Source organism: Janthinobacterium sp. TB1-E2 (assembly GCF_036885605.1).
In the GTDB taxonomy this organism is placed as follows: Bacteria; Pseudomonadota; Gammaproteobacteria; order Burkholderiales; family Burkholderiaceae_D; genus Janthinobacterium; species Janthinobacterium aestuarii.
Window position 1 is genome coordinate 1,019,402 of the sequence record NZ_CP142523.1, and the last position, 20,787, is coordinate 1,040,188.

Sequence of the window (20,787 nt, forward strand, 5' to 3'; positions counted from 1 at the left end):
CCATGACGATTTACACTCCCGATACCTTGCCGAAGAACGATAACCTGAACCGTTTTTCGTATGTCATCGACGTCAAGGAACAGATCTTCATTCGCAAGGGCAAGATGATCGCCTTCTATGGCGAGCTGCGCTTCGAAGCCATGGGCAGCAGCGTGCTCGACCTGATCGTGCGCAATGCCTTCAATGCGCCGAAATACATCCACCACTTTGTCGTCGCGCAAGGGCAAGGACAATTGATTTTGGGCGACAACGGCAACGACCTGGCCTGCTACGACCTGGACAACGCCAACATGACCATCCGCGCGAAAAACCTGCTGGGTTTCACGAAGGATGTGATCTGCCAGGAATCGACCTTGCCCGGCTACCTGACCATGATAGGCACGGGTAAAGTCATCGCCTCGTCGAACGGCCCCGTGCATTTCCTCGAGTTGCCATGCCGCGTGGACGAGCAGGCCGTGCTGGGCTGGGCCGATTGCCCCAGCCCCTCGTATCACTACGATTATGCCCACGTGCAGGGTTGGGCCTCGGCCGCCGGCGCGCTCACGGGCTTTACCCTGTCGGGCGAGGAAAAGCAGATCGACTTCACGGGCGCCGGCACGGTGCTGGTGCAGTCGTCCGAGCTGGACGTGACGGGCAGCTCGGCCCTGGCCAACCTGCTGGCGCAATTGCCGATGCTGGGCAAGGAAGACCTGGGGACCTTGAGCTTGTCCGTCCAGCAGCAGATGAAGCAGGAACGTTAAGCTACTTGACGGCCGCCCAGCCGGGCGGCCGCTTTTCCAGGAAGGCGGTGACGCCTTCCTCCGCATCCTCTTCCATCATGTTGCGCGCCATCACGTCACCCGCATACGCATACGCGTCGTCCAGCGGCAGCTGGCGCTGCCGGTAGAACATGGCCTTGCCGTAGCGGATGGCCGTCGGGCTTTTCGCCATGATCTGCTGCGCCAGGCGCGCCACGGCTTCGTCGAGCGCCGTATCGGCCACCGTTTCATTGATCAGGCCCCAGTCGGCGGCCGTGTCGGCGTCGATGAAGCGGCCCGTCACCAGCATGTCGAAGGCCCGCTTGGGCGACACATTGCGCGACAGGGCAACCGATGGCGTGGCGCAGAACAGGCCCACGTTGATGCCGGAGACGGCAAAGCGGGCCGATGCGCCCGCCACGGCCAGGTCGCAGCTGGCGACCAATTGGCAGCCGGCCGCCGTGGCGATGCCGTGCACGCGGGCAATCACGGGCACGGGCAAGCTTTGAATGGCTTGCATCACGCGCGAGCATTGCGCGAACAGGGTTTGATAATACGCAAGCTGGCGCGTCGCCTGCATCTGGCGCAAATCGTGGCCCGCGCAAAAGGCTTTGCCTTCGGCGGCCAGCACCACGCAGCGCACGTGCGGCTGCTGCGCGATCGTGTCGAGCGCTTCCTGCAGCGCGGCCAGCATGGCTTCGGACAGGGCATTGAATTGCAGCGGGCGGTTCAGCCGCAGGGTGACGAGGCTATCGTGCTCCTCGCGCAGTACCAGCGGCGTGTCGGTATCATGTGTTGCGGTCATGCGGTCTCCAGTGGCCTGATGGCCTTGTTGTTCTAGGAAATCTTATTTGGCGGCATTGACGCTGCCGATGCCGGCGATCGACTTGTGCACGATCTTCGGCTTGCCGTAGTAGGTCAGTTCGCCCATGCCGCGCACCACGGCGTTCAGCTCGCCCGAGGAATACACCTTGACGGAGCCGATGCCTTCGAAATTCACATCGACGTTTTTCGCCAGCAAGGCTTTCGTATCGACTTCGCCCACGCCTTGCGCCTTCAGGCGCAGCCAGTCGACCTGGCCATCGGCGGCCAGGCGGCCCGCGCCCTTGTAGCTGATGTCGACCCGGGGGCCATTGAGCTTGGTGAGGATTTTTTCGCCCGCGCCTTCCGCGATCAGCTTGCGCAAGGTGGGCATGGTGATGATGATGCGCGGGTCGCCCTCGGTCTTCTTGATGTCCTTGTCCTTCATGGAAATTTTCAGCTCGCCATCGACCACTTCCGTGATGACGCCGCTGAGGAATTTCTGGTCGCCGCGCAGCAGCAGGCTTTGCTCCTTGCCCGATTCCACTTCGATGCTGATGGGGCCGCGGATGTCGATGGCGTTGAAGGCGGCTACCGTGCGGGTTTGCTCGTCCGCATGCGCGAGGGCCGAGAGGCAGGCGAGGGACAGGACTGACAACAGGAACAGAGGACGCATGGCGGTTTCCTTGAGTAGTTGATCAGTGTATTCTATGTTGCAACATCTCCAAGGGGGAGAAATTTGCGATGAACGGCACAAATCGCGGTGCCGATGACACGCCGCGGCCGGCCAGCCGCGCGCCCGGCAAGGCGCCGTTGGTCTATGCTATGGCGTACCGCGTCCTGGAGACCAGATGAAAAATTACCACAAAGAAGATTATCCCGTCGCCGATATCCGGCGCTTCCTCGAACCGGGGCCGGTGGTGCTTGTCAGTTCAACCTGGCAGGGCGAAAGCGACGTCATGACCATGGCCTGGCACATGCTGATGGAATTCACGCCATCGTTGCTGGGCTGCTTTATTTCCGACGCGAACCACAGCTATGAAATGATCAAGCGCAGCATGGAGTGCGTGATCAACCTGCCCACGGCCGACATGGTCGACCAGGTGGTCGCCATCGGCAATTGCAGCGGTGAAGACACGGACAAGTTCACGGCCTTCGGCCTGACACCGCAACCAGCCGAGCTGGTGGGCGCGCCCCTGATCGCCGAGTGCTACGCCAACTTCGAATGCAAGCTGGCCCAGGTGGCGGGCAATCCGAAAGGCGGCTTCTTCATCTTCGAGTGCGTGAAAGCCCACGTGGCCACCTCGCCCAAGCTGCCGGAAACGTTACATTACCGCGGCAACGGCGAGTTCATGGTGTCGGGCCGGACCATCAGCCGCAAGAGCTTGATGAAGCCAGAAATGTCGTAGGTCGGCGTAGGTCGGATTAGGCGCAAGGCGCCGTAATCCGACACCACCGTTGGCCGATGATTAAATCACGCCCTGCGCCAGCATGGCATCGGCCACTTTCACAAAGCCGGCGATATTCGCGCCATCGACATAGCTGACCGTGCCATCGGCGCGCGTGCCGTATTGCTTGCACGCGGCGTGGATGCCCTGCATGATCTGCAGCAACCGCGCATCGACTTCCTCGCGCGGCCAGGAAATTCGGGCCGCGTTCTGGCTCATTTCCAGGCCGGACGTGGCCACGCCGCCCGCATTGCTGGCCTTGCCCGGCGCATACAGCACGCCGGCCGCTTCGAATGCCTTGGCTGCCTCGATGGTGGTGGGCATGTTGGCGCCCTCAGCCACACACTGCACGCCATTGGCGATCAAGGTGCGCGCGTCGTCGATATGCAATTCATTTTGCGTGGCGCAGGGCAGGGCGATGTCGACCGGCACATGCCATGGCGACACGCCGGCCTCGAAGCGCACGCCCGTGCGCGCGGCGTAGTCGCTGACCCGGCCATACAAATGATTCTTGACCTCCATCAGGATGGCCAGCTTTTCCGGCGTAAAGCCTGCCTCGTCGATGACGGTGCCGCTCGAATCGGAGACGGTGATGACTTTCGCGCCCATCGCCATGGCTTTCTCCACCGCGTATTGCGCCACGTTGCCCGAGCCGGACACGGACACGCGCATGCCTTCGAATGAGCGGCCCCGCGTTTTCAGCATTTCCTGCGCAAAATACACGGTGCCGTAGCCCGTCGCTTCCGGGCGCATCAGCGAGCCGCCGAAGCTGGCGCCCTTGCCCGTGAACACGCAGTCGGCGCGGTTGCTGAGCTTTTTCATCATGCCGGCCATATAGCCCACTTCGCGCCCGCCCACGCCGATGTCGCCGGCCGGCACGTCCGTGTCCGAACCCACGTGGCGGAACAGTTCGCTCACGAAGGCTTGGCAGAAGCGCATCACTTCGCCCGGGCTCTTGCCCTTTGGATCGAAGTCGGAGCCGCCCTTGCCGCCGCCCATCGGCAAGGTCGTCAGCGCATTCTTGAACGTCTGCTCGAAAGCGAGGAATTTCAGCACGGATAAGGTCACGGAAGGGTGGAAACGGATGCCGCCCTTGTACGGCCCGATGGCCATGCTGTGCTGGATGCGGTAGCCGCGGTTGACTTGCACTTGCCCGTGATCATCGACCCACGACACGCGGAACATCACCACGCGCTCCGGCTCGATCAAGCGTTCCAGCAAGCCTTGTTCCGCGTATTTCGGGTGCTGTTCCAGGAACGGCCACAAGCTCTCCATGACTTCGGTGACGGCTTGCAGAAACTCGGGTTGACCTGGATTGCGTGCGGCGACATGCTGGACATACTCGTGAGCAGATGCGTATTTCATCAGAATTCCATGGAGGTAATCGGTTATTTGGGCAACTATCATCGCAGATTTTGCACAAAAATGGTGCGGAAATTTGGTTTTGAGGGGTTTCTGCTACATTGTGGGGATTTTTTGGACACTGCGGCCGATGCGAGCCGTAAACGACAACGCCAACCCGAAGGCTGGCGTTGTCGTCATTCTTGCGTGCCTGGCTGGTCAAGCCAGGACAGGGATCACCCCGCCATGCCGCGCAGGATCAAGCCCGTGATGTAGGCACCGTAGGTGCCCAGTGCGTAGCCCAGCACGGCCAGCAGCACGCCGACGGGCGCCAGCGAAGGGTGGAAGGCGCTGGCGATGACGGGGGCCGAGGCGGCGCCGCCAATGTTCGCTTGCGATCCCACGGCCATGAAGAACAGAGGGGCGCGGATCAGCTTGGCGACGAGCAGCATCAGGCCGCCATGCACGGCGATCCAGATCAGGCCCAGCAGGAACAGGAAAGGCTTGTCGAACAGGGCTTTCAAGTCCATGTGCATGCCGATGGTTGCCACCAGCACGTACAGCATGGCCGAGCCGATGGTCGAGGCGCCCGCGCCTTCCAGGCTGCGTGCTTTGGTAAAGCTGAGCAGCAGGCCGAAGGTGGTGGCGAGCACGACGATCCAGAAGAAGTTCGACGTCAGGCTGTAGTCCTGCAAGCGCCATGCGGCCGGCAGGGTGCTGATCCAGCTGATGATGGGACCGGCCAGGAAGTGCGACAGGCCCGTCACACCCAGGCCCACGCCGAGGATGATCATGATGTCGGTCAGGTTGGCTACGCGCGCGTGCTGGGCGCGGTAGCTTTCGATGCTGTCCTTGAGCGCATTGATGGCAGTCAAGTCTGCACCCGTCCAGCGGTCGAAGGCGCCCGCGCGGCCGGCCAGGAACAGCAGCACGGCCGTCCAGACGTTGGCCACCAGCACGTCGACGGCGACAAACTGGCCAAACATGGTGGCATCCACTTCAAACACTTCCTTCATGGCCGCCTGGTTGGCGCCGCCGCCTATCCACGAGCCGGCCACGGTGGTCATGCCGCGCCAGGTGTCGCCGGCCACCGTTTCCGGGTGTATCAAACGCAAGGCTTCGAACGAGACGAGGGCGCCCAGCATCACACCCAGCGTGCCTGTCAAAAACATGATGATGGCCTTGGGGCCGAGGCGGATGATGCCGCCGAAATCGATGGCCACGCACAGCAGGACCAGCGCGCTGGGCAGCAGGTAATCGCGCGCCACGGCGTACAGGCCGGACGCATTGCCGTCGATGATGCCGAAGGTATTGAGCAGCGCCGGGATCAAATAGCACATCAGCAGCGACGGGATATACGTGTAGAACTTTTTCCAGAAGCCGTCTGGGCGGGAAGCGCTCCAGAAGACGGCTCCCAGGGTCATGGCGAGCAGGCCGAGGACGACGGCGTCATTGGTGATCAGGGCGGGTGTGGCAGGTGGCATCGGGGATTCCGGTGAACGTGTCAGGGACGCACGGGATGCCGATAAGGCCCCCGGGCGCGGGTGGCCGTATCGTATAGCAATGTTGAAGCCTAAACAAATTATTTAGGTAGTGCCAGCCGGAATTTTTCTTGTCAAATCAAACACTTGTAGACTGCTTCGCTACCCCGCGCAGCAGACTGGCGGTTACAAATAACGGGCCAGCAAGGCCTTGTCGAGAGCGCCGTCAAGTTCGATGCGCACGAAGTGGCCGCTGCCGGGCGCCACCTGGATCTCTTTGCCGTCATCGCTGAGCATGCGGGTAATGGTGACGTCGCGGTTGCCGCCCGGATGCACGGCCTCGATGCGGTCGCCCACGGCGAAGCGGTTTTTCACTTCCACCCTGGCCCAGCCGTCCGCCACGCCCAGCACGTCGCCCACGTACTGGCTGCGGTCCGCCTCGGACGCGCCGCGCATGTAGTTCTGGTGCGCCTGCGTGTGGTGGCGCTGGTAAAAGCCGTCCGTGTAGCCGCGGTTGGCCAGGCCTTGCAGCTGGCCCAAGAGGCTGATATCGAAGGGGCGGCCCGCGACGGCGTCATCGATGGCCTGGCGGTAGACTTGCGCGGTGCGCGCCGCGTAGTACAGCGACTTGGTGCGGCCCTCGACCTTCAGCGAATCGACGCCGATTTTCACCAGGCGCTCGATATGCTCGACGGCGCGCAAGTCCTTCGAATTCATGATGTAGGTGCCGTGCTCGTCTTCGAGTATCGGCATCAGCTGGCCCGGGCGCTGGGCTTCTTCAATCAGATAGGGCTGGTCGGCCAGCGGGTGGCGCGGTTGCTGGTGCAGGGCGGAAAACGCATTGTTGTCCGCCTCGGCCAGCGCCTGGTGAAATTCCAGCGGCACCACCTGCATGCCGCCCAGGTCGCCGCTGGCGTCTTCGGACGCGTTTTTCACCTTGTAATCCCAGCGGCAGGAATTCGTGCAGGTGCCCTGGTTCGGGTCGCGGTGGTTGAAATAACCGGACAGCAGGCAACGGCCCGAATAGGCGATGCACAGCGCGCCGTGAACGAAGACCTCGAGCTCCATTTCCGGGCAGCGCTGGCGGATTTCCTCGATCTCGTCGAGCGACAGTTCGCGAGATAAAATCACGCGCGTCAAGCCCATGCGGTGCCAGAACTTGACGTCGGCCCAGTTGACGGCGTTCGCCTGCACGGACAGGTGTACGGGGACGTCCGGCCACTTGTCGCGCACCATCATGATCAGGCCCGGGTCGGCCATGATCAGCGCGTCGGGGCGCATGGCGATCACCGGTTCCATGTCGCGCAAATACGTTTTCAGCTTGGCGTTGTGGGCGAAGATATTGCTGGCGACAAAGAACTGCTTGCCGCGCGCATGGGCGCCATCGATGCCCTCCTGCAAGGCTTGCAAGGTCGAAAAATCGTTATTGCGCACGCGCAAACTGTAGCGCGGCTGGCCCGCGTAGACGGCGTCGGCGCCATAGTCGAAGGCGGCGTGCATCTTGGCCAGGGAGCCGGCAGGCAGGAGGAGTTCGGGAGCGTGGCGCATGGAGGATGGGCAAAGCCGGCGATCTTATGCTGGCTGGCCGCATATTGCATTGCCTTGGGTCAAGGGATTGACATCCGCTGCCGGCGTGCTCAGGCGTCAGGCGTTCAAGCCTGTGTCTCCCTGGTGCCGCTCGTGCAGGGATTGCGCTTTCAGCAACCGGCGCAAGTCCTGGCAGGCTAGTGCGCGTGCGCGGTCCCGCTGTTGCCGGCCTGTCCCGTCATGGGCAGGTGTTCGGGCGGCATGCCGTCCTTGAACAGTTGACGCAATTGCTGGCGCAGTTCCGGCGTGTCGTGGTGATGGTGTACCGAGACCGCGTGCTCCACGGCAATACCCAATAGCTCTTCCTCGCTATCGGCCGAGATGGCCACCGAGCAATGCGTGTCGCTTGGGAATTCCCGGCAATCGATGAATTTGCGCGTCATGATCGACTCCTTTCCGAAAAGAGCGGGCACAGCACCCGCTCAATTCAGTATAGGCCGCAATCCGGCTCAGGCTGCGCGGCTGTTGATATTGGCCCCGTGCGCCTGCAAGTGTGTTGGTTGCGCCGCAGCGGGCGCAAAATCGTCGACCTGTATCAAGCCGTCGACCAAACGCGCATATTCCAGCAAGATATTGTGCTCCTGGCAGCTGACCGAGCCCGCCGCCTTGGCTGCGGCCAGCCACTGCTGCATGGCGGACAGGCTTTGTGGCAGGTGCCGCAGGGCCGCGCCTTCGGGCGTGTCTTTCAGGCGTTTTTCAATGTGCAGGACGTCGGGCAGCAAGGCCAGGGCCCGCTCGGCGCAGGCTACGGGATCGCCGCCTTGGTTGCCCTCGCTGGATACATAACCGTCGGCCAGCAGGCGTTCGCGGTCGGCGCCCGGCGTTTGCAGGGCCAGCGCCACCTCGCTGCCCAGTTCGTCGGAAGGCGGACGGTGGGGCAAGCCAAACGGGAACAGCAAGGTGCGCAGCAGCACGGCCAGCACGCGCGCGGGGAAATTGTCGAGCACGCCCGTCAAGCCCTGCTGCGCCTTGACCAGCGCATCTTGCAGCGACCAGTGCACATAGGGCCGGTCGGCCTCGGGCCGGCCATCGTCTTCGTAGCGCTTCAGCACGGCTGACGCCAGATATAACTGCGCCAGCACATCGCCCAGGCGGGCGGACAGCCGCTCGCGGCGTTTGAGTTCGCCGCCGAGCACGAACATTGACATATCCGTCATGACGGCAAACGCCGTCGACAGCCGCGTCAGGGCGCGGTAGTAGGGCGCCAGTGCGGGCGCGCTGGCGTCGGGCACGGCCGCCAGGCGCGCGCCGCCCAGTCCGTACCACAGGCCCCTGGCCAGGTTGCCCAGTACAAAGCCGACGTGGCCAAAGAAGGCCGCATCGAAATCGCGCAAGGCCTTGCGGCCGTCGCTTTCGCTGACGGCGGCCATTTCCCTGAGCACATACGGATGCGCGCGGATGGCGCCCTGGCCGAAGATGATCAGGCTGCGCGTGAGGATGTTGGCCCCTTCGACCGTGATCGCGATGGGAATTTGCTGGTAGGCGCTGGCCAGGAAATTGTTGGGTCCGATGCAGATGCCCTTGCCGCCGAGAATATCCATGCCGTCATTGACGAGCGCGCGGCCCCGTTCCGTGACGTGGTATTTGACGATGGCGGAAATGACGGCCGGCTTTTCGCCCAGGTCGACGGCGTGCGCGGCCAGGGTGCGGGCCGCATCCATCAGGTACAGGTTGGCGCCCATGCGGGCCAGCGCTTCCTGCACCCCTTCGAATTTGCCGATCGGCATGTTGAACTGGCGCCGCACGGCCGCATACGCGCCGGTGCCGCGCACGGCCATCTTGCCCATGCCCACACTGGACGAGGGCAGCGAAATGGCGCGCCCGGCTGCCAGGCACTCCATCAGCATGCGCCAGCCTTTGCCCACTTGCGCCTGGCCGCCGATGACCCAGTCGATGGGGATGAACACATCGTTGCCCGACGTGGGGCCGTTCTGGAAGACGGCGTTCAAGGGATGGTGGCGGCGGCCGATCACGACGCCGTCGTGGCTGGCGGGGATCAGGGCGCAAGTGATGCCCGGTGCATCGTTGCCGGACAGCAGATGCTCGGGGTCGCTGGTCTGGAACGCCAGCCCCAGCAAGGTCGCCACAGGCGCCAGGGTGATGTAGCGCTTGTTCCAGGTGAGGCGGAAACCGAGGGTGGCGCGGCCCTCATGCATGCCCATGCACACCACGCCCAGGTCGGGAATGGCGGCCGCATCGGAACCCGCGTACGGGCTGGTCAGGGCGAAGCAGGGAATCTCGGTGCCGTTGGCCAGGCGTGGCAAATAATGGTTTTTCTGTTCTTCTGTGCCGTAGTGCAGCAGCAGTTCGGCCGGTCCCAGCGAGTTGGGCACCATCACGGTCACGGCCAGCGCCGAACATCGGCTCGACAATTTCATCACCACTTGCGAATGCATGTAGGCGGAGAATTGCTTGCCGCCATATTGCTTCGGGATAATCATGCCGAGGAAACCTTGCGCCTTCATGTAGTCCCACGCCTGGGATGGCAAATCCTGCGCCTGCTGCGTTTCCCAGTCGTTGACCAGTTCGCACAGCCGCTCGACGTCGTGCTCAAGAAAGTGGCGCTCCTCGGCCGTGAGCGTGGCGCGTCCATAGCTCAGCAGCTTGGGCCAGTCGGGTTTGCCGGAAAACAGGTCCGCATCCCACCACGTGGTACCGGCTTCGAGCGCGTCGCGCTCCGTGTCGGACATCGTCGGCAAGATGCGCTTGAACAGGGCCAGCAGGTGTGGGGTAATCAGGGCGCGGCGCACGGGGCCGGGCGCGAACAGTACAACCAGGCCCAGCAGGGCCACCACCAGTATGATCGTCAGCATGCGATATCTCCCTGTGTAATGAGAACAGGGTAGGCCGTTATGGCCGATGTTACTGTGCGGTACAGCGCATACGCACAACGCCAACCGCAGGGGTTGGCGTTGTGGTGTCAGGCGTAAAGCGTATTAGCGTTGTGGAACGACAATCACCGTGTCGCCCGTCTTGCCTTTGGCGCCGTCGTCGCCCTTGGCACCATCGTTGCCTTGTGCTCCAGTGGCGCCCTTGGCGCCGTCATATCCGGCGGCACCGCTGTCGCCGGTCTGTCCCGTGGCGCCGGTGGCACCGGTCGCGCCGGCAGGGGCTTCAGCGCCCGTGGCACCCGTCGCGCCGGCAGGACCAGGCGCGCCGGCAGGGCCGGGAACGACTTGTATGACGGTGGGTGCGGGTGGTGCTTCGCGCTGGCAAGCCGTCAGGGCAAGGGTAGAGGCGAGCGCGAGCAATATCAGGGTAGTTTTCATGATGCATCCTTTGGCAGTGTGCCGTAATGTACGGAACGGCTCGACGGCGTCGGGCGCGAGTTTCGCATGGCGGTGTAGCGGGGAGAACTGGCCAGGTGGCCGTTGCGCCGTGTCGCGCAGGGCGCTGGCGGCGGGAAGGGTGTGTGGTCTGCCTGCAGCATGGGCTCTTGGGCTGCTGCAGTCCGTTCGTTTGCGTACACAGCGGTGGGGCAGGGGAGGTTTTGTGCAAAGGAAAACAAAAAAGCCAACCCGAAGGTTGGCTTTTTGCTATGTACTGCTGAATTCTTGGTGGCCCGGGGCGGAATCGAACCACCGACACAAGGATTTTCAATCCTCTGCTCTACCGACTGAGCTACCAGGCCAAGGCGGCGAATTATAGCAGAAAGACTTTCTACCTGACCAGAGCTAGCTGTGTTCAAATGCAACAGATGGCCAAAACATGGTGTTTTGGCATCCTTGTATGACCCGAAGGGATGTGGCGATGCAGCGACGTATTGGAGTGCAGGGCCTGGCGGTGGCGGGCTTGTTCAGTTTGTTTTGCGGCGCGGCGCGGGCCGACGGGCTGGCCGATCTGACTGCGGCGCTGGCCCGATTGCAGGGTCAGATGCCGATCAAGGCGCAGGTCGAATCGAAAAGCTGGCGCCGTGAGGGCGAGGGCAAGGCGGCGGAAGAGGATAGCGGCCAAGCGACCGTCACTGTCGAGGGTGGACCGGCGGGCTTGCAAGTGCTTTACGGCAAGGACCTGCTGGCGAAAGTGGAAGCCGAGCAGCGCGCCAGGGTAAAGGATCCGAAGGTCAAGACGCCGATCGGCTTTGCGCTGGGAGAAATGAAGGCGACGGAGTTGCGTTCCATGGTGTCGGCCGCGGACGTCTTGTCGCGCGAGATCGAGGAAGCCGTGTTCAGCGGCGAGAAGATGGATAGCTACAAGGGCAAGCCGGCGCGTCTGCTCAGCTTTACTTTGTCGCTCGACAAGGTGCCTGAGAAAGACCGCAAGTATGTGAAGAAGTTCGAAGGCGGCATCGAGGTGTGGATCGCCGCGGACGGCACGCCGCTGGCCAGCCATTTCCACTTTGACGTGAGCGGGCGCGCCTTTGTCGTCGTCAGCTTTACGCAAAAGTCGGACGAGACGCGCCAGTATGGCGTCAGCGGCGACCATTTATTGTTGCTGCGCAAGGAGAGCAAGAACACCACCTCGGGCGCGGGCGAGAGGGTGGAGAGCAAGATCGTCAAGACCCTGCAATTGCAATCCTGACGTGTTGCCGGCACATTCGATTACATGGCGGCGTTGCCGCCCATGGCGCTCTTTTGCAGCACGCAGCGTCCCGCTTCGCAGGTGGCGCCCGGGTCCGTGACGATGGAGCAGGTCGACATCATGCCGTCCGCTTGCTGCTGCTTGCGGCTGGCCTCGGCTTGCGCCAGGGCCAGGGCCTTGAGCTTCTTGCCGTCATTGTTTTTGCTGGACCAGGCCAGGTAGCGCTCGGGGCCGCCGCAAGCCTTGGCGCCGATGGCGATGGTCTGACATTGCTGGGTGGAATCGCAGGCGGCGGTGCCCACTTCCGCCTGGATTTGCGCCAGCAAGCCGGCATTGCCGGGGGCGGGCGGCGCATCATCTTGCGTGGGGGCGCTGCCGCAGGCGCTGGCGGCCAGCAGCAGGAAGCTGGCGCACGTGGCGCGCAACAGGGCGGAGTAGGTAGGCGTTTTCATGCCTTCATCATGTGCCACGCTTGCGTAAATGGCAAGCGCGATTCGCACTTGGCCAGAACCTTGATCCCGGTCATTTCCATTGTCAACCCGTCAAAGTTAATATAAATCAACATCCAATCAGCGATGTACGGGTGGCGACCGGGCCGGCGCGCTGCATTCCCGCGCCGGCGCGCGCCGCCGATTCGGGAATGTTTCCAGGAGTTAGACTATGCGCAGCACCATGTCCCCCTTTCTCTTCATCGCCAGCCTCGCTCTCAGTGGCGCGTTGCACGCCGCCAGCAAGGAGCCGATCCAGCCGATTACTGCCGCCAAGGTGGCCAATCCAGCCATGGTCGAGCTGGGCAAGAAACTGTTTTTCGACCCGCGCCTGTCGCGCTCGGGATTTATTTCCTGCAACAGCTGCCATAACCTGAGCATGGGCGGCACGGACAATATCAAGACCTCGATCGGCCACAACTGGCAGCGCGGGCCCATCAATTCGCCCACCGTGCTCAATGCCAGCATGAACGTGGCGCAATTCTGGGATGGCCGCGCCAAGGATTTGCAGGAGCAGGCGGGCGGCCCCATCGCCAATCCCGGTGAGATGGCTTTTACGCACGAGCTGGCCATCGACGTGCTGGCCTCGATTCCCGCCTACCGCGCGGAATTCCGGCAAGTGTTTGGCCAGGACAAGCTGACCATCGAACAAGTCACGCGCGCCATCGCCGCCTTCGAGGAAGTGCTGGTGACGCCCGGTTCCCGCTTCGATCAATGGCTGTCGGGCAAGAAAAGCGCGCTGACGAAAGACGAGCTGGCCGGCTACCAGCTGTTCAAATCGAGCGGCTGCATCGCCTGCCATAACGGCCCCGCCGTGGGCGGCAATACCTTCCAGAAGATGGGCGTGGTGGAACCGTATAAAACGGCGATGACGGCAGAAGGGCGCTCGGCCGTGACGGGCAAGGATGCGGACCGCTTCAACTTCAAGGTGCCGACCTTGCGCAACGTGGAGCTGACGTATCCGTACTTCCACGATGGCGAAGCGGCGACCCTGACGCAGGCCGTCGACGTGATGGGCCGCTTGCAGCTGGGCCGCACGTTTACGCCCGACGAAAACGCCAAGCTGGTGGCCTTCCTGAAAACCCTGACGGGCAAGCAGCCGCACATGGTGCTGCCGATCTTGCCGCCATCAAGCGACACGACGCCGCGGCCGGTGCCGTTTGACTGAGTGAGTGTGGTGTCGGATTACGCCCTTGCGGGCTAATCCGACCTACTCTCTCGGCGTAGGTCGGATTAGCGGCGGCACGTCGCGTAATCCGACATTCTGATATCGCTTACTTCAACGTACGCTGGAACAATTGATAGATGCGGCGGTACTCGTCATACCATGCTTCCGGCTGCACGAAACCGTGGCGCTCCATCGGGTAGCTGGCCATTTCCCAGTTATCCTTTTTCAACTCGATCAGGCGCTGCGACAGGCGCACGGAGTCCTGGTAAAACACGTTGTCGTCGATCATGCCGTGGGCGATCAGCAGGTTGCCCGTCAGCTTGTCCGCGTACTCGATCGGCGACGAAATCTTGTACGCTTGCGGATCGATGTCCGGCGTGTTCAGGATATTCGCCGTGTACTCGTGGTTGTAGGTCGTCCAGTCCGTCACTGGGCGCAGGGCGGCGCCCGATTTGAAGATGTCCGGCGCGCGCATCAGGGCCATCAGGCTCATGAAGCCGCCATAGCTGCCGCCATAGATGCCCACGTTCTTGATGTCGCCCTGGTGCTGGGCTGCCAGCCAGTTGGCGCCATCGACAAAATCTTCCAGTTCCGGGTGGCCCATCTGGCGGTAGATGGCCGTGCGCCAGGCGCTGCCGTAGCCGAGCGAGGCGCGGTAGTCGACGTCGAGCACGATGTAGCCTTGCTCGACCAGCAGGTTGTGGAACATCTGTTCGCGGAAGTACACGGGATAGCGCTCGGTCACATTCTGCAGGTAGCCGGCGCCGTGCGCGAACATGACGATCGGGTAGCGCTTGCCCGCTTCCAGCTGCTTTGGCCGGTACAGCTTGGCCCAGATGGGCGCCGCGCCATGCGTGGACGGCACTTGCACCAGTTCCGGCATGACCCAGTTGCGCGCCTTGAAGGCGTCGCTGCGTGTATCCGTGAGGATGTTCGCCTTGCCGCCAGAGACAGAAACGGTGGCCAGCTGGGCCGGCATATAGCTGGTGGAATAGCGCAGCAGCAGCTTGCCGTTGTCGGGCGACAGGCCGAAGTTTTCCACGCCTTTCAAACTGGTGACTTCGCGCGCGCCGCCATCCTTGGCCGTGCTGGCGCACACTTCATACGTGCCTGGCGCTTGCCGGTTGCACATGAAATAGGCATTCTTGCCGTCGCGGCTCCATTCGACGGCGCTCACTTCCCACTGGCCGCTGGTCAGTGCGCGCGCCGGAGCCGCGCCCTGTTTCGTGTACAGGTGGGCGTAGCCGCTTTCCTCGGACAGATACCACAGGGTGGCGTTGTCGGGCAGCCAGCCGAATTCCTCGGCGCGGCGGTTGACCCAGGCCGTATCGCTGATGCGGTGCACGGGTACGAGGGCGCCGTTGGCCAGGTCGACGTTGGCGAGCCAGCCGTCCTTGTTGTCGATGGCACGGATACGCACGGCGGCCTTGCTGCCGTCATCGGTCCAGGCGATGCCGTCGCGCTGGGCGTCGATGCGCACGGCACGGTTGCCTTTCAACGGCGGCAGCTTCTGTTCCGCGCGCAGGGAGGCCAACGGATCGGTGGCGATGCCGGGCAGGTTGTCAAAGGCGATCTCGCGCACCTGGCCCGTGCGCAGGTCGGCCAGTTTCAGGCTTTGCGCGATCGGCATGTTGCGGCCCACGCGCGCGCGTTCGTCGTCCGCTTCCGGATAGCCCGTTTCCGTGACATAGCGGGCCAGTTTACCCAGCTTGCCCTTTTCGGCGGCCTTGTCCTGCGTGACGAACAGCAGCCAGCGGCCGTCCGGCGACAGGGCGCTGCCGGAAATCGTCACTTTCTCGCCCAGGTAGATCGGTTCCGGCGCGCGCGTGGCATCGAGGCGGCGCTCTTCATGGCGGCGTTCGCGGTTCGCGTCGCGGTCTTCCTTCTGGCGCGCCAGGTTGACGATCAGGCGCAGCTGCAGTTCGCGCAGGGCGTCCGCTTCCGGCTTGGCGTCCGGGTCCTTGGCCGCGCGCAGCAGGGCCACGGGGGCGCTCAGGCGATCAAGACGGTTCCAGCTGAACCAGTCGGTGCCGCTGCGGTATTGCACGGCGCCGCCGTCGCTGGAATATTGCGGGTCGCTGATGGCCGTCACACCGCGCGTGATTTGCGTCAGGGCGCCGTTTTTCAGGTCGCGCTCGAACAAGTCGCCGTTGCGCAGCAGGATGGCGCGCGTGCCGGCCCGGTTGACGACCATCTGCTGGCCATCGAGGTTGGCCAGCTGCGCATCGTCGACCTTCTTGCCGCTATTGAGCTTGGCGTTCGCGCCTGGTAATTGATAGGTGTCGCGCAGAGGCGAGCCGAGGCGTTTTTGCTTGTAGTAGAGCTGGCCATTCCAGCCCCACCATGCCGCTTCGACGGGTGTGCCAATCCAGTCGGGATCGGCCATGGCCTGGTCCAAGGTGATCGGCGTGGGCGCGGTGGCGGTGGAGGAAGGGGCCGCATGCGCGGCGGGCAGCAAAGAGAGCAGCAGGAGCGGCAGCAGGGGAAGAACCAGACGCATCGGGGATCACTTTAATCAAAGGGGATGATGAAGGTACAGGCTATGAGGCCGGTATTCTAGCGGAGGAGTTGCGTGCAGGAAATGTCGGAAAGCTAAGCCTGGTGCCGGGCCAGCCAGGCGAGAAAGTCGGCGAGCGGCATCGGCCGCGCATACAGGAAGCCCTGCAAGCCGTCGCAATCGTGGGCGATGAGGAAGTCTGCCTGCTCCTGCGTTTCCACGCCTTCGGCCACGACGCGCAAGCCCAGATGGCGCGCCATGGCCAGGATCGCTTGCACGATGGCCGTGTCGCGCGCATCGTGCGGCGTGTCGTCGATGAAGCGCTTGTCGATTTTGAGTTCATACAGCGGCATCGAGGTCAGGTAGGCGAGGCTGGAATAGCCGGTGCCGAAATCGTCGATGGAAAAGCGGATGCCCAGGTCCGCCAGTTCGCGCATGCGCGCCAACGAGGCGTCGCGCTGGTCGATCAGCAAACCCTCCGTCAATTCCAGGATCAGGGCGCCGGCCGGCGTGCCGTGTTCGGCAAGCGCCGCCTGCACGCGGGAAGCGAAATCGGGCTGGCGAAACTGGGCCGGGCTGACGTTCACGGACAGGGCGACGGGCGATCCCGCCTGCGCCAGCACCCTGGCGGCGCGGCATGCTTCGCGCAGCGCCCAGTGGCCCAGCTTGACGATCAGCCCCGATTCCTCGGCGATGGGAATGAAGATATCCGGCGCGATGTACGTGCCGTCCGCCTGCGGCCAGCGCATCAGCAATTCGGCGCCCGTGACCCGGCCGTGACGGTCGACCTGCGGCTGCACGTGCATGCATAACACATGGTCATCGAGGGCGCGCGCCAGCGCCCGTTCCAGGGTCAGCCGGCGCTCCACGCCCGCCTGCATGGCCGCTTCAAAGAAGGCGATGCCGTTGCGCCCTTCGGCCTTGGCGCGGTACATGGCGATGTCCGCTTCGCGCAGCAGGTCGTGCGCCTGCTGCTCCATTTTCGGCAGCAGGGTCACGCCGATGCTGGCGCTGCAATGATAGGACTGCGCGCCGATCTCGAAGTCGCGCGCGATGGCGGCACGGATTTTCTCGGCTACCTGGGCCGCGGCGCGCGCGGCGCTGTCCAGGTCATCGGCCAGGTGCGCCAGCAGCACGACGAATTCATCGCCGCCGATGCGCGCCACTGTGTCGGCCTTGCGCATCAGCTGCGCCAGCCGTTCGCCCGCCAGGCGCAGCAGCGCGTCGCCGGTGGCGTGGCCGCGCGCGTCGTTGATGTGCTTGAAGTGGTCGAGGTCGATGAACATCAGCGCGCTGATGGACTGGTTGCGCGGCGCGGCGGCCAGCAAGTGGCCGATGCGGTCCATCAGCAGGCGCCGGTTGGGCAGGCCCGTCAGCACATCGTAGAAGGCCAGGCGGTGGATGTCCGCTTCCGATTTCTTGCGCTCGTCGATTTCGCGCTCGACGGCCACCCAGTGCGTCTGCTTGCCATCCGCATCCGTAAATGGCACCAGTTCCGCCTCGACCCAGTACGCCTTGCCGGCCTTGTTGTAATTCAGTAATTCCGCCCTGGCTGGCTGGGCGCGGGCCATGGCGGCGGCGACGCGCGCCAGTTCGTCCGCATCGGTGGCGGGGCCTTGCTGGAACAGCAGGCTGCGGCCCAGCACTTCGGCGCGCGCATAGCCGCTGCTGCGCTCGAAGGCGTCGTTGACGAAGATGATGCGCGTGGCGGGCACCGTACCCGCGCCTAACGCGGTATCGGCCACTTCGGCGATCATCACCATGTCGTTCAGGCGGGCCAGCGCCGTGGCCGTCAAGCGCAGGTCGGCGTTCAGCTGCGACAGGGCCTGGCTGCTGCGTTCCAGGTGGCGCAGCAGGAAGGCGCAGGACAGGGTCAGTACGGCGGCGATGAACAGGAAGTTCAGGGCCACGATCAGCGCGCGCAGCACGGGCGAATCGGGTACGCCGCGCAATTGCAGTTCCACGTCGGGATGCAGGCCGAGCAGAAAGATGGTCAGCGACGTCAGCGCCAGGGTCGACAAGGCTGGCCGCATGCCCAGCAGCAGGGCCGCCAGCACGGGCATGAGCATCATGTAGATCTGGCTGACGGGGCCGATTTTCATCAGCAGGCCCACGCCCACCAGATAGGCGACGATGAGGAATTGCCACACGCGCCAGCGGTAGGGCATGGCGCGCAGATGCCAGATGAGGCCGATCCAGCCGATGGCCAGCAAGTCGAGGGCTACTATGGACCAGATAGCTTCGCGCGCAGCCAGCAGGGCGCTGGGGATGGCAGTGGCGATGCCCAGCAGCAGTACCGCCTGCAGCAGGCGCGTAAAAATCTGTCCGCGCCAGTGCGCGAGATCGTTTGACGCGGCCACGCTGCCGTCCTTTCCTCAGGGAGCTCTGCTGCCGAGCTGAGCAGTATGGTAAAAATATTACGCGGTATCTTTCAGCATGTCATCTTGATCATTCGGCATGATTGACGGCGCGACCACAAGGCGCATAGGGCCGCCTAGTCCGTTTGCGCCGTGGGCCAGTAGTGGCTATCTGGCGTATCGCGCGCGCCGAAGATGGCCTGGCCGACGCGCACGACGGTGGCGCCTTCCTCAATGGCGATTTCATAATCGCCGGACATGCCCATCGACAGCTCGTCGAGGCTGACGCCATCGGGGGCGCCCTGGCGCAACCGGTCGCGCAATTCGCGCAGCAGCACGAAGCAGCGGCGCACGCGCACGGCTTCCGCCGACAACAGCGCCAAGGTCATGAGCCCGCGCACGCGCAGCGCCGGGAAGGCGGACAGCTGGTGCAGGAAAGCGGCCACCTCGTCCGGCGGCAAGCCGTACTTGCTGGCTTCTCCCGAGGTGTTTACTTGCACGAACACATCGAGCCCGCGCCCTTCCGCTTGCAGGCGACGTTCCAGCGCCTCGGCCACGCGCAGGCTGTCGAGCGCCTGGAATTCGCTGGCAAAGCGCGCCACCAGCTTGGCCTTGTTGGTCTGCAAATGGCCGATCACCGACCATTGCAGGTTGGCCAGGTCCGCCATCGCTTCCCATTTGCGGCCCGCCTCCTGCGGCTTGTTTTCTCCGAGCATGCGGCAACCGGCGGCGTAGGCCAGGCGCAGGCTCGCCTCGGGCTTGGTCTTGCTGACCGGCAGCAGGCGCACGCCGGCCGGATCGCGTCCGACCCGCTGGCAGGCGGCGGCCATGCGCGCGTGGACTTCTGCCAGGTTGCGGCGGAAGTCGTCCATCGACACGGCTTGCGGCCAGCGCCCATGCCGCTCATGCATGGTGGGGGTGAGCAGGGGAGTGTCTGTGTTCATGTGTCAGCCTTGTGTTCGCCTTTAGCGGCAGCAGTCGCGGGAGTGGTGTATTATTGTCCTATGCCAAAATATATCATGTCTGAGACTATCGTGAAGATTGCCGGGAAAACCGCCGCGGAACTGTTCGACAGCATCCGCGCGCTGACGCAGGCGGGCGAGTTGCTGCCGGGCCAGGAGCTGCCGACCGTGCGCGAGCTGGCCGCGACCCTGGGCGTCAACCGCAATACCGTGTCGCTGGCTTACCAGCGCCTGGTGACGGCCGGGATCGCGGTCACGCAAGGGCGTCTGGGCACGGCCATCCGCGCGCAGCGCGATCCCGGCGAGCAGGAAGGCTTGCTGCCCGGCTCGCCGCTGGCCGACCTGGGCGGCGGCAATCCGAATCTGGCCTGGCTGCCCGATGTCGGCGCGGCCCTGGCGCGCAAGCCATACCGTCCGCGCCTGTATGGCGAAGCCATCGTCGATTCGGAACTGGAAGTGCTGGCGCGTCGCTGGCTGGCCGGCGATTGTCCCGGAGGCCACGACATCACCGTGACGAATGGGGCGGTCGATGCGGTCGAGCGCCTCCTGGGGGCGCACCTGGCCGCGGGCGACAAGGTGGCCGTGGAAGACCCTTGTTTCGTCAGCAGCATCAACACCTTGCGCATCGCCGGACTGCACGCCGTTGGCGTGGCCGTCGATGCCGAGGGGATGCAGCCCGGGGCGCTGGAACGGGCGCTGGCGCAAGGCGCGCAAGCCGTCATCGTGACGCCGCGCGCGCACAATCCCACCGGCTGCAGCCTGAGCGCGGCGCGCGCGGATCAGCTGCGCGCCGTGCTGGCCGCCTATCCGCACGTGCTGGTCATCGTCGACGACCATTTCTCGCTGTTGTCCACGGCCGGCTACCAGGACGTGATACCCCCTGCTTCCCGGCGCTGGGCGCTGGTCCGATCGGTATCGAAGATCTTCGGCCCCGACCTGCGCCTGGCCGTTGTCGCCAGCGACGGGCAGACGGCCCAGCGTTTGCGCTTGCGACTGGCGCCCGGCACGAACTGGGTCAGCCATCTTTTGCAGGATGCCGTGAGCGCCTGCCTGTCGTCGTCCGACGTGTCCGCGCAGGTGGTCCTGGCCCGCGCCGACTATGCGCGCCGACGCGACATGGTGGCGGCGGCGCTGGCGGCGCAAGGCCTGGTCTGCGCCAGTCCCGCCGATGGGCTGAACCTGTGGCTGCCGCTGCCGGACAGCAGCCAGGCGGCCGTGCTGGCGCTGGCCCGGCATGGCTGGCTGGTGCGCGGCGGCGAAGCCTTCGGCGTGCAGGCGCCGGCGCAGGGATTGCGGATCACCGTGTCGACCATCGATGACGCGGGCGCGCAGGCGTTCGCCGCGGTGCTGGCCCAGGTGCTGGGCCGGTCATAGTTTCAGTTACTCGCTACAGAAGGGA

Annotated in this window: 17 protein-coding genes and 1 tRNA gene; 5 read left to right on the top strand and 13 right to left on the bottom strand. The window is 64.1% G+C overall.

Going from position 1 to position 20,787, the window contains the following annotated elements; genetic code table 11:
- Nucleotides 1-2: 2 nt before the first annotated feature.
- Nucleotides 3-740, top strand: coding sequence for an AIM24 family protein (locus OPV09_RS04570; RefSeq protein WP_034753505.1), 738 nt, complete (start codon nt 3-5; stop codon nt 738-740).
- Nucleotide 741: 1 nt separating this feature from the next.
- On the opposite strand, the gene OPV09_RS04575 is transcribed toward OPV09_RS04570, so the two are convergent.
- Both OPV09_RS04575 and OPV09_RS04580 read right to left on the bottom strand, forming a co-directional pair.
- Nucleotides 742-1,542 (bottom strand): enoyl-CoA hydratase, encoded by an 801-nt coding sequence (locus OPV09_RS04575; RefSeq protein ID WP_338680687.1) that lies wholly within the window; start codon nt 1,540-1,542, stop codon nt 742-744.
- A gap of 42 nt (nt 1,543-1,584) precedes the next feature.
- Nucleotides 1,585-2,214 carry a head GIN domain-containing protein gene (locus OPV09_RS04580; protein ID WP_034753507.1) on the bottom strand — a complete coding sequence of 210 codons (630 nt, stop codon included), beginning with the start codon at nt 2,212-2,214 and terminating at the stop codon, nt 1,585-1,587.
- Nucleotides 2,215-2,389: 175 nt separating this feature from the next.
- Between OPV09_RS04580 and OPV09_RS04585 the strand changes: the two genes are divergently transcribed.
- Complete coding sequence (locus tag OPV09_RS04585) at nt 2,390-2,947, top strand: flavin reductase family protein (RefSeq protein WP_034753508.1); 558 nt, start codon at nt 2,390-2,392, stop codon at nt 2,945-2,947.
- A 60-nt stretch (nt 2,948-3,007) separates the two neighbouring features.
- Here OPV09_RS04585 and gdhA read toward each other — a convergent pair whose 3' ends face one another.
- The 7 genes from gdhA to OPV09_RS04620 all read right to left on the bottom strand — a co-directional run bounded on the left by gdhA (nt 3,008) and on the right by OPV09_RS04620 (nt 11,026).
- Entirely contained in the window at nt 3,008-4,351 is a 1,344-nt protein-coding gene (gene gdhA, locus OPV09_RS04590; RefSeq protein WP_034753510.1) for an NADP-specific glutamate dehydrogenase, read from the bottom strand.
- Between the two features lie 212 nt (nt 4,352-4,563).
- Nucleotides 4,564-5,811 carry a DUF819 domain-containing protein gene (locus tag OPV09_RS04595; RefSeq protein WP_338680689.1) on the bottom strand — a complete coding sequence of 416 codons (1,248 nt, stop codon included), beginning with the start codon at nt 5,809-5,811 and terminating at the stop codon, nt 4,564-4,566.
- A 183-nt stretch (nt 5,812-5,994) separates the two neighbouring features.
- A complete protein-coding gene (gene yegQ / locus OPV09_RS04600) occupies nt 5,995-7,356 on the bottom strand; it encodes a tRNA 5-hydroxyuridine modification protein YegQ (protein WP_331778557.1) in 1,362 nt (453 codons plus the stop codon).
- A gap of 176 nt (nt 7,357-7,532) precedes the next feature.
- Entirely contained in the window at nt 7,533-7,778 is a 246-nt protein-coding gene (locus OPV09_RS04605; protein ID WP_070305491.1) for a DUF1059 domain-containing protein, read from the bottom strand.
- 66 nt (nt 7,779-7,844) lie between these two features.
- Nucleotides 7,845-10,208 (bottom strand): acyl-CoA dehydrogenase, encoded by a 2,364-nt coding sequence (locus OPV09_RS04610; RefSeq protein WP_338680690.1) that lies wholly within the window; start codon nt 10,206-10,208, stop codon nt 7,845-7,847.
- Nucleotides 10,209-10,331: 123 nt separating this feature from the next.
- Nucleotides 10,332-10,664 carry a collagen-like protein gene (locus tag OPV09_RS04615; RefSeq protein WP_338680691.1) on the bottom strand — a complete coding sequence of 111 codons (333 nt, stop codon included), beginning with the start codon at nt 10,662-10,664 and terminating at the stop codon, nt 10,332-10,334.
- Between the two features lie 286 nt (nt 10,665-10,950).
- Nucleotides 10,951-11,026 (bottom strand) — tRNA-Phe (locus OPV09_RS04620).
- Between the two features lie 119 nt (nt 11,027-11,145).
- Between OPV09_RS04620 and OPV09_RS04625 the strand changes: the two genes are divergently transcribed.
- The gene (locus tag OPV09_RS04625) at nt 11,146-11,916 is read left to right on the top strand and encodes a hypothetical protein (protein ID WP_338680692.1); all 771 of its coding nucleotides are present in this window, start codon (nt 11,146-11,148) and stop codon (nt 11,914-11,916) included.
- A gap of 20 nt (nt 11,917-11,936) precedes the next feature.
- Here the strand turns inward: OPV09_RS04625 and OPV09_RS04630 are convergent, their stop codons facing one another.
- Complete coding sequence (locus OPV09_RS04630) at nt 11,937-12,368, bottom strand: hypothetical protein (RefSeq protein ID WP_338680693.1); 432 nt, start codon at nt 12,366-12,368, stop codon at nt 11,937-11,939.
- A gap of 220 nt (nt 12,369-12,588) precedes the next feature.
- On the opposite strand from OPV09_RS04630, the gene OPV09_RS04635 reads away from it, so the two are divergent.
- Complete coding sequence (locus OPV09_RS04635; RefSeq protein WP_338680694.1) at nt 12,589-13,572, top strand: cytochrome-c peroxidase; 984 nt, start codon at nt 12,589-12,591, stop codon at nt 13,570-13,572.
- Nucleotides 13,573-13,678: 106 nt separating this feature from the next.
- On the opposite strand, the gene OPV09_RS04640 is transcribed toward OPV09_RS04635, so the two are convergent.
- The 3 genes from OPV09_RS04640 to OPV09_RS04650 form a co-directional block, all read right to left on the bottom strand.
- Nucleotides 13,679-16,072: a S9 family peptidase gene (locus OPV09_RS04640; protein ID WP_338680696.1), complete on the bottom strand. Its 2,394-nt coding sequence runs from the start codon at nt 16,070-16,072 to the stop codon at nt 13,679-13,681.
- A gap of 92 nt (nt 16,073-16,164) precedes the next feature.
- Complete coding sequence (locus tag OPV09_RS04645) at nt 16,165-18,429, bottom strand: putative bifunctional diguanylate cyclase/phosphodiesterase (RefSeq protein WP_338680697.1); 2,265 nt, start codon at nt 18,427-18,429, stop codon at nt 16,165-16,167.
- A 134-nt stretch (nt 18,430-18,563) separates the two neighbouring features.
- On the bottom strand, nt 18,564-19,370 hold the full coding sequence (locus OPV09_RS04650) for a YggS family pyridoxal phosphate-dependent enzyme (protein ID WP_338680699.1): 807 nt from the start codon (nt 19,368-19,370) through the stop codon (nt 18,564-18,566).
- Nucleotides 19,371-19,460: 90 nt separating this feature from the next.
- On the opposite strand from OPV09_RS04650, the gene ptsJ reads away from it, so the two are divergent.
- On the top strand, nt 19,461-20,762 hold the full coding sequence (gene ptsJ / locus OPV09_RS04655) for a transcriptional regulator PtsJ (RefSeq protein ID WP_338682229.1): 1,302 nt from the start codon (nt 19,461-19,463) through the stop codon (nt 20,760-20,762).
- The last annotated feature ends 25 nt before the right edge of the window (nt 20,763-20,787 follow it).